Below are 17,652 nucleotides of genomic sequence, written 5' to 3'. Positions count from 1 at the left end.
GTTCCCGAAGGGGGGATTATTCGAACATTGTCGTTAGAAGGTCAGTTAAACTTGATCTTAGCAATGCAATTAACCGAGCATGAGAATTATGTAAATAAGGTGAATCTTCCTAAAGATATTTCCATGTTAGATATTAAGAAAGCATACAAATTAAAAGATTTTATATTAAACAATCTATCTGAATCGATCACCATCGATACGCTTTCTACCGAGTCGGGTTTAAATTCTAAAAAATTACAGGCGTGTTTTAGAACGTTATTCGACACATCGGTCAACGTTTATGTACGCGAGCTAAAATTAGATATGGCCTGCGAATTGTTAAAAACAACCGATTATTCCATTTCGGAGATCGTGTATAACATCGGATTTAAAAGCCGCAGTTATTTCTCGAAAATATTCTTCAAGCGCTATAATATTCTTCCAACAGAGTATCGAAAACGCATAAAGGAATGTGATTGACCTATTCTTCGGAAAAAATGTTAACTGACATTAAGCTAATCCGAATTACAGTATCTTAGTTTTTTGGTATTAAAGTCGGAATGCATTGTTATTCAGAAAAAATATACTGTTTACAAACAGCAATTTTCCATTTTCCCAGAACGACCGGAACATCACGTTGTCTACTAGGTATACTACACTTCCTCTTCCCATTCGATGTTCACCGAACACCAAGGAGTTTGCCAATCCGGCTTTAGCATCTTCACCGGAAAAGCCGGCAACACTCACCGCATCCCCTTTAATATACCCCACGTTATAACCGTTTTCGAGGAATTTGTATGAGTCATTCCCAAGTTTTAGGGTAAAGTAGGTGTTATCATAACCAAAGGCCATTGGGTGTGTATTGTCTAAGGAAGTTTTATAGATGCTTCCGGTGATGAAATTCTTGACGCTTTCACGCTCCCGCTGATCGTATGGGGTCAAGGCATCGTCTGCTGTGTCATCACTATCTTCCTCTTTTGCATCTTTAGTGTTACTAGTAAGCCCGAAGCCATCTTTTCCTTCAAAGTTTCCAACGGCGCGGCCCATGGCGATCAACGTTCCTCCACTTCGCACCCAATCTTTTATTTTATCGATGGCGTTGTCGTTTAGAATACGTCCGTACCATCCTTCTGGCATAACGATGACATCGAAGTTTTCAAGCGGTGCACGACCAATATCATCGGTATTGATAGAAGTAATGGGGTAATTTAGTTGTTGTTCGAAGAAATGCCAAATGGCGCCATAGCTCAATGAAGAAGTTCCTTCTCCTTGAATAACTGCTATGCGTTGCTTGTTGATTAATTTAATGTCTGGAGATCCAAAATCGGTTAGGTTATCACCAAAACTCGTAGCAGAAGCATAGAGTTCGCGTTTATGTTTGTTTGCGATCTCAATTAATTTTGAATGAAAATCGGTGTTGGTTCTATTATCACTCTTCGTGATCACCAAGCTACCTCGGTTAAACTTTTTACCACTAAAGCTTAAAGGTTTTTCTGAAAAACGCACTCGGATGTCGTTTGAAAGTAATTCTGCCAAGAACTTAGCGTCACTTAAACTGTTCCACTCGGCAATATATCCTGCGGCTGTAGGAACTGCAGTTGCTAAATTTGTAGTAAACGGATTGCTTTCATTGGCAGTTACTAACGAACTACTTGCAATCGCCTCTAAGCCATAGGCGTGCGGAACACTCCAGGCAGTAATGTCATAGGTCAACGGTTCCGAAAGTTGTGCATCGGGTTCGAACAACACTTTTACCATTGTTCCCTTAGGCTGATTAGTGCTTACAACCAACGCATTGGTTGCATCCATACTGCCTTTAGTGTTTGTTGTGTAATTATAGCCACTCACAGAACCACTAGTGGTAAAACCATACTTAATTTCGTGTAGGTCGAGCAATTTCGTTAGTGCCATGATTTTATCCGGGTCACCTTTCAGAACATAACTTTTGTATTTAAAATCATCTTTTGAGAAGAATTTATTAAACTCTTCATTTAATTTTTGAGCATTTTGAGATGAAATTTCAACTGTAGACAGGGCAGTGGTGGTGTGATGTGCTACTCGATCTACTAAGGTAAGAACGTATCCTTCATCGGTCATGATCCCTAATCCTGCACGTCCATGTCCTGCTTGCTCATAGGTCATCCCAATGGCTCCCATAAAAGTAGGGTAGGTGTCCCCATAACTTGGGTAGAGCAGATCGAAACGCTCTCGTGTAAAGAACAACCAACCTTCACGATCGAAATATTTGGCGTGGTTTTTACCAATCTGTGTTTGAAAATCCCGTTGCCACGGTGTGATCGCTTCGTGATACGGTTCTGCAGCAGGCGCAAAGTAATACGGTTCATTTATCCCTTGTTCGTGAAAATCTACATGTACATGAGGCATCCATTTGTTGTAGATATTAAGACGTTGTCTCGTTTCTACTTGTGTTGCCCATGCCCAATCGCGATTAAGATCGAAAAGATAGTGGTTAGGACGACCGCCCGGCCATGGTTCGTTGTGTTCGGTGGCGATCTGTGCGGTGTTGTACGGTGTCGCTTTAACTTGATTGTACCAATTGGCATAACGATCGCGACCGTCGGGGTTCACACAAGGATCGATAATAACCACCGTGTTTTGTAGCCAGGATTGTTTTTCGGTAATTAGTTGGTATAAGGTACTCATTGCGGCCTCGGTACTTGAGGCTTCATTTCCATGTACATTAAAGCTAAGCCATACGATGGCGGTCTGCGGATTGGCATTTCCGGATTCCATTCCGATGTTCTTAAGGTTATTAGTTCGTATGGTTTCTATATTTGCGAGGTTTTCGGCCGTACTTACTATGGCATAGGTGAGTGGTCTGCGTTCATTGGTTTTTCCATAGGTATCGAACGTTACCATAGGGCTATTTTTAGCGACATGATCAAAATAGTCTACCACATCGGCGTGGCGTGAGAATTGAGTGCCGATCTCATAGCCTAAAAATTCGGATGGTGATTGTAATTGAGCCGTAATAGTGGTTGCCACAAGTAGAAATAGAAGGGTAAAATAACGCGTCATGGATTGTTTTTTAAATTTGAAGGCTAAAGCTACTAAATAATGATGGAAATGTATTTAAATGCATATAGAAATCGACAACAAACATTGTTGTTATTTTTGTTGGACACCGCAGATCGAATAAATAACGGTCTACGGTGTTTTTTTGGAAATCCAAGATTAACGTATCTTTAGAATTATAACGAACGAAAGTGTTTATTTTTGTTCCAACTTTCATAGCTGTTTATGCCAAGATCAACTATTCCCTATCACGAAACCGGATATTATTCAAAATTGATCACCGATTATTTATCGGAAGCAGAAGCGTTACAGCAATTTTATCAGCGGTTTCCTAAAATCACAAACTTCAACGCACAGCTTTCAGAAAAAAAGAAGCAATTTAGCGATGCTTCACGTGAGGCATTGGTCGAACAGTTACACAAACAATATGCGAACACTGAAGTTTCCGAAGCTACTCAAAAAAATATCGATGCTTTAGCCAATGAGAATACATTTACTATAACTACCGGCCACCAATTAAATTTGTTTACCGGTCCGTTATATTTTCTTTATAAGATATTTTCGGTCATCAACTTGGCTGAAACGCTTAATAAATCGAATACAAATTCGTACATGGTCCCTGTATTTTGGATGGCAACAGAAGACCACGATTTCGAAGAGATCAACTATTTTAATTTTAAAGGAAAGAAAATCCAATGGAACCGCAAAAGCAGCGGAGCCGTAGGAATGCTTGAAACCGTCGGGCTGGAAGAGGTGTTTCAAGTAATCGAGGCACAGTTTGGAAAAAGCGAAAACGCCAAACACCTTTTGTCTATATTTAAGCAGGGCTATCTGGAACATACCTCGTTAGCCGAAGCGACGCGATTTATAGCAAATACATTGTTTTCGGACTATGGTCTGGTAATAATCGATGGTAATGATAAGGAGCTTAAGAAACAATTTATTCCTTTTGCTGAAAAGGAGATCAACCAACAATTGTCCTTTAGTGCGATCACAGAAACGACGGATAGATTGAATAAAATGGGTTATCCGGAACAAGTACATCCTCGAGAGATCAATTTGTTCTATCTAAAGGAAAACTTGCGTGAACGTATTGTACAGCGTGACGATCTATTTTTTATTACCGAAACAGATATTAGTTTTACCCAAAACGAAATTCTCGACGAACTGAAAGCGAATCCTGAACGTTTTTCACCCAATGCTTTGTTACGACCATTATATCAAGAGGTGATACTGCCTAATTTGTGTTATGTTGGCGGCGGCGGTGAGTTGGCTTATTGGTTTCAGCTACAGGATTATTTTAAGAAGGTGGAAGTTGTATTCCCTATTCTTTTACTTCGGAATTCGGTACTTTTAGTACCCGACCGACTTTCGGAAAAACTCGATAAATTAGAAGTAGAAGTATCAGATTTGTTTCTGAAGCAACACGAATTAACTACGAAGCATACCAAGAAGATCTCAGACATTGCCATAGATTTCTCATCGCAACGTGCGCATTTGGAACAGCAGTTTAAAGCGCTGTACGAATTGGCAAAAAAGACCGATGCTTCATTTGTTGGTGCCGTAGCGGCTCAGGAAAAAAAGCAATTGAACGGTTTAGATAAACTGGAAAAACGCTTATTAAAGGCTCAAAAGCGAAAATTAACCGATGAACTGGAGCGCCTTACTACCATACAAGATCAATTGTTTCCGAAGCAAAGTCTTCAAGAGCGAAACTCGAATTTCGCTGAGTTTTATTTGGAATACGGCCAAGAACTATTCTACCAATTAAAGGACCAATTGGATCCTTTGCTACATGAGTTCACACTATTACGATTGCCTAAACCTTAAAGAGTAGCCAATCTGCTATTGAATAAATAATCTTCGTAGGTATTGTTATACTGAACTTTCTTCTCGATAGATTTGATCACCTGTACCGAGAAATCGCAGTCGTACATATCGCCCATGACATTGAGTCCGCCGGGACTAAACACATTGATCTCCATTAGTTTTTCTCCTACGATGTCGAGGCCCACCAAGAACATTCCATCTTGTACTAATTTTGGACGAACGATCTCGGCAAGTTCGGCGATCTTATCGGTCATTTTTGCTTTTTGTGGTCGTCCACCGGCATGAATATTACTTCTAATATCCCCACTTGTATTTACACGTTGCATGATAGCATATTGCCCGTTTTCAGCCTGAAGCGGCACACCGTTCATAAGAAATAAGCGCGTATCCCCTTCCTTAGCTTTTGGCAAGTATTCTTGAGCAATCACAAATCCGTCACGACAAATTGCATCGATGGTTTGAGCGAGATTGTGTTCATTCTTTTTATCCATCATAAAAACATTCTTTCCGCCCGAGCCTTGCAAAGGTTTGAGGATCATTCGTTGCTTTTGTTCTTTAAAGAACTCTTTAATCTCTTGCTGGTCGCGGGTAATAATTGTCTTTGGTCTTAATATTTCCGGGAAATGCTGAAAATACATTTTGTTTACGGCCCCCGCCAGACTACTTGGGTGGTTGAGGACCAAGACTTTATCGCGCATAGCGATCTCTCCAAAAATAAATGCTGCGTTCTGTGCCCATTCGCGTTCATCGATCTCGTCGGAAGGGTCATTCCGAAGAAATAATACATCGAGATCGGCTGAAGAAATTCGTGTAAATTCTTGTTTCTGGACCGCTTTAAAATAGGTTTCTTGGCTTTTAAAATTACGACCACTTACTGTTTTACATCGTGCTAAAAGGTGACCATTACTTGCATAGGCCAATTCACCTACCCCAATAAAGTACACCTCGTGATCTCTCTTGTAGGCAGCAAAACCGAGTGCCGGGGTCGTATAATTTCCTTTTTCGGTTTCGTGATCGTTTATTATAAATGCTATTTTCATGTGTTTTAATTTAATAGTTCGGTTAGCGAAACTCCTTCTCTTAGTCGGTGCAAGCGTTGTTGTACACTATCGCGTTCTAGAAACCTAGGTAGTTCGGGTTTTTTTAGTATATCTCGGTGAAGCAGCTCTTCTATTAGCGCAACATGATTAGTGTTAAATTTACCGGTATAGAGCGTTTCAAGCTTTCCGCCATCTTTTAGGTAGTCTAGAACGTTCATAAGACCTGCCAAGTAAACAGCATCTTTTGTAAGTCCGCCCCCACGATAAATACGCATAGTGATATAATACGATGTATGTTCGGTAAAATTGTATTGTTGGTGCAAGCGTTCGAAAGTTTCAATAAAGGTGTTGCCATTTACTAATGAATCTGCAGCAATAACGCGTCCGGCCAGCAAACGCATTCGGTTAACTGTTAATCCGTCGACCAAAAATTCGGCGAGCACTGCGAGGCCTTCTTGTAATTGATCATAACCTGCAAATCCGGCATACATTTGTTTAATAGGTTGGCTTCTTCCGTTGCAATACGTTAAAATATGTGTTGCGATCTCGTGCTGTACCAATGCATCGCAGCGATTACTATCTAAGGACAATTCGTCGCTTATAAGCAAGGTCGTTTCAGAAACCATTATTCCTGCCACATCGTTCCTAATTTCTAAATTGAGATCCAATTGTGGGAATTTATCTTGATAGTAATCAATTTCCTCTTGCGCATGTTCTGCAAATTCGTGACAGTCGAAGCGCTTTACTGCTTTTGGGTCTATTCCGTTTGGGTAGGCGTCTAGAATCTTTAGAGCACCATCTAACACCTCGTCTTCTATGCTTCCAAAGAGACTTTCACCAATAAATCGAAAATTCTCGGTACCTCTTTCTTCGAGCATGGTGAGTTGTTTTTCAATTTCCAGACGTTTGTCACGCAGTATAAATGCGAGGGTTGGGTCATCTACCTTATCGATAGGGATGTCATATAATTTTCGCTTCTCCAATTCGGGATCTAGCGCTATAAGTCGGTAATTGAAGGCCGGTTCTTTTTTAAAATCGTTCTTTTTGAATTTTTCCCACTCTTGTGTACTGTTTACGGGAGTGGTACGCAATAGGAAAGACATCCCTTCACTAATTTCTGCTAATGCTGCATCGGCCTCAAGGGTGATGCGATCGATATTCGTTTTTCCTAGCATTAAATAATGATGATAGGGATTTGCGGTTTGCACTCGAATAAATTCGTAGACAGCTCTTTTAATTATTTCTGAAAGTCGTGTTGTAAACTTTCGATAAAAAATTGAGAAGATCTCATTTTCTTCGGGTCGTTGGTAAATGGTGGGGACGGCCAATCCTATAATAAGACTACCAGTTTCTTTAGACTCCTCTATATTCAATAAAGGTTGGAGTCGGTCCGGGTGTCGTTCATGGGTGTCTGACACCACCACAGATATTTCGGGATAAATTAGGCGAAGCTCGTTTATGCCATCTTTAAATGCCCGCACGGTGGCGGGTGCTTTTCCTTTTGGGCAGGCGATTTCGAATTCGGCTTCATGGTCTTTACGAACCGGCCACATTTCGAGAATTAGGAAGGCATCCAGTTTTTTGGAAATAGTGGTAGAAAGACATTCGAGTAAACTCGAAATGTCTACCGAGTCTTCAACGATGAGGTAAGAGCCTTGTGTTTTTAGTAGCCCGGAAAAATAATGATCGGTTTCTATATAGCGATACACACATATATAGGGCAACAACTTATCGATGTGTAATAGTCCGCCTTTTGGAAGTGATTCGGTTATTGGCAGCTCGGCTTCCAGATTCTTACAAACGCGATCTAATAATTGGTCGTTGATCATAGTCTTTTAAATGTACTACAAATCATGTGTTCGAATAAATTCAGTTAATTTATTTAGCATAGTTTTAACGCATTGTCGGCTATTTATAACGTTCTCTTTGGAAAATCCCTCTTGTTAAAAAAACTATCAAAATTTTTGTTGCAGGTTTAGGCAACTTATTTTTTTAAAGTATTTTTGCCTATGCAAAACAATGTCCTCATTTTAGATTTTGGATCGCAATACACCCAACTTATAGCAAGACGGGTTAGAGAGTTGAATATCTATTGCGAGATCCATCCGTATCACAATATTCCAGAACAATTAGACGAATTTAAGGCTGTGATTCTTTCAGGAAGTCCGTTCTCGGTGCGCGCCGAGGATGCTCCGCATCCCGACCTTTCACGAATAAAAGGTAAAAAACCACTGCTAGCAGTGTGTTACGGCGCGCAGTACCTCGCTCATTTTAATGGCGGGAGTGTCGAACCTTCCAATATTCGCGAGTACGGTCGTGCAAAATTATCTACCATATTAAGTGACGACGATCTCTTTGCCGGAATTTCAGAAGGTACGCAAGTATGGATGAGCCATAGCGATACGATTGCAAAGCTCCCAAAGAACGGTGTGAAATTAGCAAGTACCAACGATGTTGCAATAGCGGCTTACCGCATAGAAGACGAAGAAACCTATGCCATTCAATTTCATCCGGAAGTGTACCATACCACCGATGGAAAACAATTATTAGAGAACTTTCTAGTACATATAGCAGGTGTGTCTCAATCATGGACACCGGCTGCTTTTGTCGACACCACAGTGCAAGCATTGAAAGACCAATTGGGTGATGATAAAGTAGTCTTGGGCTTAAGTGGCGGTGTAGACTCTACTGTGGCCGCCGTGCTGTTGCACCAAGCCATTGGTAAGAACCTCTATTGTATCTTCGTAAATAATGGCTTGCTTAGGAAAAATGAGTTTAGCGATGTGCTTACACAATACAAGGACATGGGCCTAAATGTAAAAGGCGTTGATGCTTCGGTACGCTTTTTGGAAGCACTGAAAGGTGTTAGCGATCCGGAAGCCAAAAGAAAAGCGATTGGAAACGCGTTTATAGAAGTATTCGACGATGAAGCTCATTTGGTAAAAGACGTAGATTGGTTGGCGCAGGGTACAATTTACCCCGACGTGATCGAAAGTGTTTCGGTAAATGGACCCTCTGTGACTATTAAATCACATCACAATGTTGGTGGCCTGCCCGATTTTATGAAATTGAAAGTAGTAGAACCTCTACGTATGCTCTTTAAAGATGAGGTGCGACGCGTTGGTGCCGAACTGGGGATCGATAAGAAATTATTGGGAAGACATCCGTTTCCAGGTCCCGGATTGGCAATTCGGATTTTAGGCGACATCACAGCCGAAAAAGTTCGTATCTTACAAGAAGTAGATGCGATCTTTATCAACGGACTTAGAGAATGGGGCCTATACGATAAAGTGTGGCAAGCAGGAGCCATCCTTTTACCGGTTAGCAGTGTAGGAGTGATGGGAGATGAAAGGACCTACGAAAAGGTGGTAGCACTACGTGCTGTTGAATCGACAGACGGGATGACCGCAGATTGGGTGAATTTGCCTTATGAATTTTTACAAGAAACGAGTAACCATATAATAAACCGGGTAAAAGGCGTTAATAGAGTAGTCTATGACATTAGTTCTAAACCGCCCGCAACCATAGAATGGGAATAATCTTATGAAGCTACTTTTTTATATCACTTTCGTGTGTTTTTTCAGTATGGGCTGTGGCTCAGTAACACAACAACAATACAAAACACATACAGTCCAAAAAGGAGAAACGGTCTTTAGCATCGCCAAAAGATACGGTGTCACGAAAGAAGCGATCTACAAGCTGAATCCTGATGCCAAGAGCGGTGTTCAAACGAATGCAGTCCTTATTTTACCCAATAAGACCATGGTCGATCTAGATAATAGTGAGATCAGATTTAAACAACATCGCGTAAAGCGTCGCGAAACTTTGTTCAGTATATCACAACTGTATAACGTGAGTCAGGACGATATAAAGAAGTACAATAAAGAGCTCTATTCACGACAACTTAAAAAGGGTGAAAAGATTATGATACCACAGCGTATCGCCAATACCGGTTCTGCATCGACCGGAGGGAGTACGACTTCGGAAACTGAAACAGAAACTACCGAAAATACGCATACGGTTGAAGCCAAAGAAACAAAATACGGGATTGCGCGAAAATACGGCATCACCATTGCTGAATTGGCAGCGCTAAATCCGAAAATGGGGGAAAGCTTGCAAATTGGAACAGTGCTCCGCGTACCGGAAACGTCTGTGACCGATACGGCCATGATCGAAGACGAACGCTTCGCATTCTATGAAGTGCAGCCTAAAGAAGGGTTCTACCGACTTGAAGTAAAACTTGGTCTTTCCGAAGAAGAGATCGTGCGATTAAATCCCTACGCCAAAGACGGTTTAAAAGACGGCATGATTTTAAAGATCCCGAAAGAGAGTGCCGAGATCGTTGCTTCAGGAACTGCCGAGATCGTAGATCTTACCAACCGCATTACCAACAGAAGTAAGAAGAAAATCGCGCTAATGCTGCCATTTCAGCTCAAAGAAACGGTATCCGACTCTATCGATGCAAATTCCGAAGTAATAAAAAAGAATTCAGGCATGCGAGTTGCACTTGACTTCTACAGCGGTGTTTTAATGGCAACCGAATTCGCTAAAGACAAAGGCATTTCGGTCGAGTTAGACGTGTATGATACCGAAGGCAGCGTAAGTAAAACAGCAAATATCGTCTCACAAAACAACTTTAAAGAGATCGACGCAGTCATTGGACCTTTGTTAAGTAAAAACGTAGAAAAAGCAGCATCAGAATTGCGTAGTAGTGATACGCCGGTCTTTTCGCCATTAAGCAATAAAAACATCAAACTGTATTCTAATTTGTTTCAGACCTTGCCAACCGATGAAATGCTACAGGCAACCATGCTCGACTATCTCAAACAAAACGAAAGTTCTAAAAACTATATATTGGTTAGTGACGATACTAGAAATGCACAACGGCAGACCATCCTTTCTGAAATGCCCAATACCAAAACGGTGTCCTTGCGAAAAGGCGCCTTTCTTTATGTAGGTGATATCGATTCAAAGATCGATAAGACGCGTGAGAACTGGATAATATTAGAATCTACCAATCCGGTGCTAGTAAGCAATGTGGTTGGATTGCTTAACGGCCTCCCGGCTAATTATAAGGTTCGTTTACTAACTTTAGATAAGAACGATGCCTACGATTATCACGATGTTTCGAATGTACATTTAGCCAACTTGAACTTTACGTTTCCATCGGTCAATAAAAGCTACGACTTTAACGATAAAAATGCATTTCTTGTTAGTTATAAGAACGAATATGGTGTATTGCCCAATAGATATGCAGTTCGTGGTTTTGACGTTGCCTACGACGTGTTATTGCGATTAGCTTCTGCAGATGATGTGTACAAAGCTACCGATAGCGACTACGAAACAGAATACATCGAAAATAAGTTTCGATATTCAAAGAAACTGTTCTCCGGTTATCAAAATCAAGCCGTCTATTTAATAAAGTTCAATAAGGATTTGCAATTCGAGGAGGTTAAATGAGTACCGCGAAAGTAACCTATCTTGGCGACCTTAGAACCAGATGCGAACATTTAAGCTCGGGCAATAGCTATATTACCGATGCACCTACCGATAATAATGGTAAGGGGGAAGCATTCTCTCCAACCGATACCGTTGCAACAGGACTCGCCAATTGTATGCTCACCATTATGGGGATAAAGGCCCGTGATCTGGACGTTTCCCTCGACGGTTCGACAGCACTCGTAACAAAAACCATGGCGTCAAACCCTAGACGTATTTCCAAGATCGAAATACAGATGGACTTGCCAAGTAACATAAGCTCAAAGCATCAAAAGATCCTTGAAAATGCAGCTAATACGTGTCCGGTACACCGTAGTTTACATCCGGATATTGAAAAAATAGTGGCATTTAATTGGGGATAAGGCTACTTTTGGTTGAAGTAGTTTGAAATAATTTGCTAAGTCGGGCATTCCAAATAATTTTAAATTTCTTACGTTATTCATTGTATGAAAAGTTTGCTTCTTATACTGTTGATGCTATTTCCGTTTTTTGCTTCGGAAAATCACAAGGTGAAGATGAGATGGAGCGAAACTAAGAAACTTACTTGGAACGATTTCAAAGGAACGCCCTCAGGAAGCAACGACTATGTGGCTAGTACCAATTCGGGAATCTCTTTTTCTTATTCCTATCGTACACGAAATGGTGAAACCAAATTCGATTATACCGTACAAAGTAATTTTTACCCGGAGTTGTCATGGTATCGTCCTACCTTGGTAAGCGACTATATTCTACAGCACGAACAGACGCATTTTGATATTTCCGAATTGTTTGCACGAATGCTTCGGAAGCAGCTAGCCCAACTCGATGCCGCCGCCGCAGATAAAGAAACAGTCGATGCCCTCTACCAACAGATCGAACTGGCGCGAAGAGAAATGCAATACCAATACGATCGCGAAAGTGAACATTCGAAAAATAAGGAAGTAGAATTACAATGGCGCGCGTATATTGCCAACGAACTTCAAGCTTATGCACGCTGGAAATAAGAACACAAATCCTTCACAATTACCCGATCCTAACCATTTAATTGAATTGGCCAATTATAAGATGCCTTTCGGAAAATACCAAGATCGCTATCTTGTCGATCTGCCCGAAGCTTATTATACGTGGTTTCAACAAAAAGGCTTTCCGAAAGGAAAATTAGGAAACATGATGAAAGAAATGTACGAGATAAAGATCAATGGCTTGGAAGGTCTTGTACGCAAACTAATTCACTAAACTCATAAAGCAACGATATCCGATTTTTTTCATCTGCTAGGAGTACCGTATAATTGATAAAAGACCACTGTCTTACTTAAAATCACTCGATATGAAGCTTATGTTGCATCTTAAAAATCATTGGCACGAATGGGTGTTGCTGTTGTTGGTATTGTATTACTGGCGTACAACAACGATTTGGAATCCGGTGGCGATCGTTTTGGTCTTAGCGTTTGTAGGACAACTTATTTTTCAAAAAATTGTCTCAGGTATTATCATTGCATCTATCATCATTGTGTTAAGTTGCTATTTGTTCTTGGCACTCTACTCAGATATTATAAAGGTAAAGGCATACGATCCACAGGTGCTTTTACTGATCTTTGGCGGGGGAGGTTATATTGGAGCGCATATGTTTTTAGGGTGTTGTATGTTGCGCGCTTATATTAAAAAGAATACAGAACAACAGCTCGCATCCAGGCGCTAAGGCAGCACTAATCTATTTCGCTTCTTTAATTGCAAAATAGTTTCAAATGTTCACCAAGAAAATCGTACCTTTGCATCCCGTATAGCTACCAAAGTAAACGCAGGCATGAGCACTACCAAATATATCTTCGTAACGGGCGGAGTATCTTCATCTTTAGGAAAGGGAATTATAGCAGCATCACTGGCTAAATTATTGCAAGCCAGAGGATATCGTGTTACGATCCAAAAACTTGATCCGTATATTAATGTGGATCCTGGAACACTAAATCCGTATGAACATGGAGAGTGTTATGTGACCGACGATGGCGCCGAGACCGATCTCGACCTAGGACATTATGAGCGTTTTCTAAATGTCTCAACTTCACAAGCAAATAATGTAACCACTGGACGCATCTATCAAAGTGTGATAGAAAAGGAACGCCGTGGCGAATTCTTAGGAAAGACCGTACAAGTAGTTCCTCATATCACCAATGAGATAAAGGAACGGATCCAGCAATTAGGCAATACGGGAGATTACGATATTATAATTACAGAGATTGGAGGAACTGTAGGTGATATCGAATCATTACCCTATATAGAATCGGTTCGCCAACTTAAATGGGAACTGGGTGACGATAACGCCTTAGTTATTCATCTAACTTTAGTGCCCTACTTATCGGCAGCAGGAGAACTTAAAACCAAACCAACACAGCATTCGGTAAAGACACTCATGGAAAGTGGTATTAAAGCCGATATCTTAGTATGTCGAACCGAGCATGAACTTTCCGAAGATCTAAAGAAAAAATTAGCGCTTTTCTGTAATGTGAAGCAGGAAGCGGTAATACAGTCGATCGATGCGTCCACGATTTACGACGTGCCTAATATGATGTTGGAAGAGGGCCTTGATACCGTTACACTTAAAAAGCTAAGTCTTAGTAACGCAACGCCTCCAAATCTGGATCGATGGAATCAATTTTTACAAAGACATAAGAATCCGAAGAGTGAAGTCCGTATCGGACTCATTGGTAAGTATGTAGAACTACAGGATAGTTATAAATCCATACTCGAAGCCTTTATTCATGCAGGTGCCGAAAATGAAGTAAAAGTACATGTGGATTCCATTCATAGTGAACACATCGATACCAATTCCATGGCCCACGAATTATCAGGTCTGGACGGAATATTGGTCGCGCCCGGTTTTGGCGAACGAGGTATTGAAGGAAAGGTAGATGCGATTCGGTATGCTCGTGAAAATAACATCCCATTCTTAGGGATCTGTCTGGGAATGCAAATGGCGGTCATCGAGTACAGTCGCAACGTACTGGGAATACCAGATGCCAATTCGACCGAAATGAAGCCGAATACGCCGCACCCGGTCATTAACCTTATGGAAGATCAAAAGAATATTACAAATAAAGGTGGTACCATGCGACTAGGAGCGTGGAAATGCAAACTGGAAGCTGGAAGTATTGTTGGAAGTTGCTACGATTCCGAAGTAATTAGCGAACGTCATAGACATCGTTACGAATACAACAACGTATATCGAGAGCAGTTAGAAGCGGCCGGGATGAAAGCCACGGGAATTAATCCTGAAACGGGCTTGGTCGAGATCGTAGAGATCCCGAGTCATCCGTGGTTCGTAGGGGTGCAGTACCATCCCGAATATAAGAGTACAGTGGCAAATCCGCATCCACTTTTTATTTCGTTTGTAAAGGCGGCTCACGAACATTCAGAAAAAAATAAATAAGACAATTTGACGCATTAGCGGGTTGGGGCGAGGTTGTTGCTTTGTCCAGCGTAACGCCAAAATAAAATACTAATAATAATCGCTTCGGAAAATGCTTCGGAAGCACAGCAAGACATATGGAAGAAAAGAAATTTGATGTTAATTCCCTTATTGGTTTTATCTTAATAGGTGGTATCCTCGTTTGGATGTTGTATATGAACGGCCCTTCGGAAGAAGAGATACAAGCCGAAAAAGCTAGAACAGAAGCAGCAGCAAAGGAAAAAGAGGTTGAAGACCAGCAAAATGCTGAAACAGATGTCACACTTACTGAAGCCACCGAAGATCTTTCAGCAGCAAACACACAAGATTCTCTTGCGCTCGAGCAACTTAAGAACAGGTTGGGATCTTTTGCCTATTCGGGGACGTTACCTTCTGCTACCGATGCGACTACGGTCATCGAAAATGACGTGTTATCGCTTACGGTTAGTAATAAAGGAGGCTATATTACCGAAGCCCGTCTTAAGAACCATAGTACCTACGATTCAATTCCGGTCTACCTCATTAAGGATGGCAACAGCTCACTAAACTTACAGTTTACTTCAGAAAATCGTATGTTGAATTCTGAAGATTTATATTTCGAACCGTCGCTTTCAAAAAATGGTGAGAACAGCGTGTTGACCATGCGACTTAAAACTTCAGAAACCGCTTATATTGAATATAGGTATGAGCTGTCACCAAGCGATTATATGCTTGGTTTCAGTATAAAATCACAAGGATTAGAAAATGTGGTGAACACTTCCCAACCCATGTACTTGGATTGGCGTTTAAAAGGGTATCGACATGCAAAAAGTATCACCTACGAGAATCGCTATTCGAGACTTACCTACGAATATGAAGATGGCGATCATTCAAAATTATCACCCACCGGCGAAGATTCTGAGATAGAAACAGACGTAACATGGATGAACTTTCGTCAACATTTCTTTAGCTCTATGCTTCTCACCGATACGCCGTTTAAAGAAGTTACGTTAACGTCTCGTGACTTGGTGGAAGACGAAGAAATAGATACTGTATTTACAAAACAGTACGGTGCAAAGATGTTGTTAGAACCCAAAGGCGGTTCGTTGGCATACGATATGAATATGTATTATGGTCCCACCGATTATCAGATATTTAAAGACTACGATCGAAACTTAGATGAGGCTATGCCATTGGGCTGGGGTATTTTTGGTACGATCAATAAATATATCATTATACCATTGTTTGGCTTTTTAAGTGGGTTCTTACCTGCAGGAATTGCAATAATCGTACTTACTATCTTGATCAAATTAGCATTGTCGCCGGTACAATACAAACAGTACCTGTCGCAAGCCAAGATGAAAGTGCTGCGTCCCGAGTTAGATGCGATACGTGAAAAGTACAAGGATAACAAAATGAAGATTCAGCAGGAAACGATGAAACTTCAAAATGTAGCAGGAGCCAGCCCGTTAAAAGGGTGTTTACCTGCACTGTTACAGATCCCGGTGTTCTATGCATTGTTTACCTTTTTCCCAACCGCTTTCGATCTGCGCCAAAAAAGCTTTTTATGGGCCGATGACCTTTCGAGTTATGATACGATAGCAGAATTACCATTCCATATCCCATTTTATGGTGACCACGTGAGTTTGTTCCCCATCCTGGCATCGATAGCCATCTTTATTTATATGATGATGACCATGGGGCAAAGCATGCAGGCAGCACAACAACCCGGAATGCCTAATATGAAATTCCTAATGTACTTGTCTCCGCTGTTTATGTTGGTGTTCTTTAATAATTACGCAAGTGGATTGTCATTATACTATCTTACTTCCAACTTAATTACCATTGGTATTATGTTGGTGATCAAGAACTTCATTTTAGATGAAGAAAAGATACGTGCCAAGATCCAAGAGAACAAGAAAAAGCCTAAAAAGCAAAATCGTTTTCAGCGAAAGATGGCAGAAATGATGGAGCAAGCAGAACAACAGAAGAAAGCAGCTAAGAAATAATAGCTCGTAGATTCGATTACTTACTTGTGGTATATTTTTTGAAATATCCACAGCCAGGTTAATACTATGCTTTTTTAATCGTTATCAACTTAAAAGATACTTATGAGCGATCGTCTTTTTATTTTCTTCGGAATATTCTTCACGTTAGCTTCTGTTCAGGCACAAGAAGCTATTAATCAAACAGATGCTGAGGGGAAGCGTCATGGTATTTGGAAAAAGACCTACCCGTCCTCTCAGCAACTACGCTATCAAGGACAGTTTGAACATGGCAAAGAAGTTGGGGTATTTAAGTTTTACTGTGAGGAGTGCAAAGATCAACCTACGGTCATTAAAGAGTTTAACCGAGATAATCCCATTGCCAAAGTTTCGTATTATACCATCAAAGGGAAATTAGTAAGTGAAGGACACATGAACGGAAAGGCGCGAATAGGGGAATGGGTCTATTACCACGAGAAGTCAGATCAAGTGATGGAACGTCAACACTATGTCGATGGAAAATTAGACGGTGTAAGCACGGTATATTATCCAAACGGTACGATCACCGAAACGGTGACCTACGCAAAAGGAGAACGACACGGTGAAAACTTATTCTACGCACCAGACGGTGTATTGTTAAAAAAGTTGCTGTATAAGGACGGTCAGCTTCACGGTCCGGCTGTATATTTTGATGCCTTCGGAAATGTTACCATTAAAGGTCAGTATAAAAATGGTAAGAAAGATGGGCTATGGCAGTATTATAAAAATGGAAAGATCGAAGTGGAGGAAACATATCCCAAACCCAACCCTTCAAGACAATAAGTTTAGCATCGAAGACGGGTTGTGCCCCACCTCAAATACTCTCTAATTTATTGTAAATTTG

At 40.9% G+C, this 17,652-nt stretch carries 14 protein-coding genes; 11 read left to right on the top strand and 3 right to left on the bottom strand.

Annotated features, from left to right (window positions below):
• Positions 1-459, top strand: a 459-nt coding sequence (locus tag DWA30_RS07720) for a helix-turn-helix domain-containing protein (RefSeq protein ID WP_136073174.1), incomplete at its 5' end; no start/stop codon positions are given.
• 69 nt (positions 460-528) lie between these two features.
• Here DWA30_RS07720 and DWA30_RS07715 read toward each other — a convergent pair.
• The gene (locus DWA30_RS07715) at positions 529-3,018 is read right to left on the bottom strand and encodes a M14 family metallopeptidase (protein WP_114491962.1); all 2,490 of its coding nucleotides are present in this window, start codon (positions 3,016-3,018) and stop codon (positions 529-531) included.
• A gap of 222 nt (positions 3,019-3,240) precedes the next feature.
• On the opposite strand from DWA30_RS07715, the gene bshC reads away from it, so the two are divergent.
• A complete protein-coding gene (gene bshC / locus DWA30_RS07710; RefSeq protein ID WP_114491961.1) occupies positions 3,241-4,845 on the top strand; it encodes a bacillithiol biosynthesis cysteine-adding enzyme BshC in 1,605 nt (534 codons plus the stop codon).
• On the opposite strand, the gene DWA30_RS07705 is transcribed toward bshC, so the two are convergent.
• Both DWA30_RS07705 and DWA30_RS07700 read right to left on the bottom strand, forming a co-directional pair.
• On the bottom strand, positions 4,842-5,885 hold the full coding sequence (locus DWA30_RS07705) for a glutathione synthetase (protein ID WP_114491960.1): 1,044 nt from the start codon (positions 5,883-5,885) through the stop codon (positions 4,842-4,844). The two genes, bshC and DWA30_RS07705, sit on opposite strands and share 4 nt — an antisense overlap.
• 5 nt (positions 5,886-5,890) lie before the next feature.
• Positions 5,891-7,714, bottom strand: a complete 1,824-nt coding sequence (locus tag DWA30_RS07700; protein WP_114491959.1) for a peptidase MATCAP family protein — start codon at positions 7,712-7,714, stop codon at positions 5,891-5,893.
• Between the two features lie 180 nt (positions 7,715-7,894).
• On the opposite strand from DWA30_RS07700, the gene guaA reads away from it, so the two are divergent.
• The 9 genes from guaA (at position 7,895) to DWA30_RS07655 (ending at position 17,591) form a co-directional block, all read left to right on the top strand.
• A complete protein-coding gene (gene guaA, locus DWA30_RS07695) occupies positions 7,895-9,424 on the top strand; it encodes a glutamine-hydrolyzing GMP synthase (RefSeq protein ID WP_114491958.1) in 1,530 nt (509 codons plus the stop codon).
• Positions 9,425-9,428: 4 nt separating this feature from the next.
• Positions 9,429-11,345 carry a LysM peptidoglycan-binding domain-containing protein gene (locus tag DWA30_RS07690; RefSeq protein WP_114491957.1) on the top strand — a complete coding sequence of 639 codons (1,917 nt, stop codon included), beginning with the start codon at positions 9,429-9,431 and terminating at the stop codon, positions 11,343-11,345.
• Complete coding sequence (locus tag DWA30_RS07685) at positions 11,342-11,746, top strand: OsmC family protein (RefSeq protein ID WP_114491956.1); 405 nt, start codon at positions 11,342-11,344, stop codon at positions 11,744-11,746. The genes DWA30_RS07690 and DWA30_RS07685 overlap by 4 nt, the downstream gene beginning before the upstream one ends.
• A gap of 84 nt (positions 11,747-11,830) precedes the next feature.
• Positions 11,831-12,367, top strand: a complete 537-nt coding sequence (locus DWA30_RS07680) for a DUF922 domain-containing protein (RefSeq protein ID WP_114491955.1) — start codon at positions 11,831-11,833, stop codon at positions 12,365-12,367.
• A complete protein-coding gene (locus tag DWA30_RS07675) occupies positions 12,351-12,599 on the top strand; it encodes a DUF3820 family protein (RefSeq protein ID WP_114491954.1) in 249 nt (82 codons plus the stop codon). The genes DWA30_RS07680 and DWA30_RS07675 overlap by 17 nt, the downstream gene beginning before the upstream one ends.
• A 91-nt stretch (positions 12,600-12,690) precedes the next feature.
• The gene (locus tag DWA30_RS07670; protein WP_114491953.1) at positions 12,691-13,062 is read left to right on the top strand and encodes a hypothetical protein; all 372 of its coding nucleotides are present in this window, start codon (positions 12,691-12,693) and stop codon (positions 13,060-13,062) included.
• 105 nt (positions 13,063-13,167) lie between these two features.
• Positions 13,168-14,787 carry a CTP synthase gene (gene pyrG / locus DWA30_RS07665; protein ID WP_114491952.1) on the top strand — a complete coding sequence of 540 codons (1,620 nt, stop codon included), beginning with the start codon at positions 13,168-13,170 and terminating at the stop codon, positions 14,785-14,787.
• 116 nt (positions 14,788-14,903) lie between these two features.
• Positions 14,904-16,793, top strand: a complete 1,890-nt coding sequence (gene yidC / locus DWA30_RS07660; RefSeq protein WP_114491951.1) for a membrane protein insertase YidC — start codon at positions 14,904-14,906, stop codon at positions 16,791-16,793.
• Between the two features lie 102 nt (positions 16,794-16,895).
• A complete protein-coding gene (locus DWA30_RS07655) occupies positions 16,896-17,591 on the top strand; it encodes a toxin-antitoxin system YwqK family antitoxin (RefSeq protein ID WP_114491950.1) in 696 nt (231 codons plus the stop codon).
• Positions 17,592-17,652 lie beyond the last annotated feature (61 nt).

The organism is Candidatus Ulvibacter alkanivorans, assembly GCF_003333325.1.
GTDB classification, from domain to species: Bacteria; Bacteroidota; Bacteroidia; order Flavobacteriales; family Flavobacteriaceae; genus Ulvibacter_A; species Ulvibacter_A alkanivorans.
The sequence above is the reverse complement of the archived record's forward strand: the minus strand, read 5'-3'. Positions and strand labels throughout refer to the sequence as shown.

Coding starts and splice junctions, on each gene's coding strand:
- DWA30_RS07715 (WP_114491962.1), bottom strand. CDS start 3,018: ATGACGCGTTATTTTACCCTTCTATTTCTACTTGTGGCAACCACTATT.
- bshC (WP_114491961.1), top strand. CDS start 3,241: ATGCCAAGATCAACTATTCCCTATCACGAAACCGGATATTATTCAAAA.
- DWA30_RS07705 (WP_114491960.1), bottom strand. CDS start 5,885: ATGAAAATAGCATTTATAATAAACGATCACGAAACCGAAAAAGGAAAT.
- DWA30_RS07700 (WP_114491959.1), bottom strand. CDS start 7,714: ATGATCAACGACCAATTATTAGATCGCGTTTGTAAGAATCTGGAAGCC.
- guaA (WP_114491958.1), top strand. CDS start 7,895: ATGCAAAACAATGTCCTCATTTTAGATTTTGGATCGCAATACACCCAA.
- DWA30_RS07690 (WP_114491957.1), top strand. CDS start 9,429: ATGAAGCTACTTTTTTATATCACTTTCGTGTGTTTTTTCAGTATGGGC.
- DWA30_RS07685 (WP_114491956.1), top strand. CDS start 11,342: ATGAGTACCGCGAAAGTAACCTATCTTGGCGACCTTAGAACCAGATGC.
- DWA30_RS07680 (WP_114491955.1), top strand. CDS start 11,831: ATGAAAAGTTTGCTTCTTATACTGTTGATGCTATTTCCGTTTTTTGCT.
- DWA30_RS07675 (WP_114491954.1), top strand. CDS start 12,351: ATGCACGCTGGAAATAAGAACACAAATCCTTCACAATTACCCGATCCT.
- DWA30_RS07670 (WP_114491953.1), top strand. CDS start 12,691: ATGAAGCTTATGTTGCATCTTAAAAATCATTGGCACGAATGGGTGTTG.
- pyrG (WP_114491952.1), top strand. CDS start 13,168: ATGAGCACTACCAAATATATCTTCGTAACGGGCGGAGTATCTTCATCT.
- yidC (WP_114491951.1), top strand. CDS start 14,904: ATGGAAGAAAAGAAATTTGATGTTAATTCCCTTATTGGTTTTATCTTA.
- DWA30_RS07655 (WP_114491950.1), top strand. CDS start 16,896: ATGAGCGATCGTCTTTTTATTTTCTTCGGAATATTCTTCACGTTAGCT.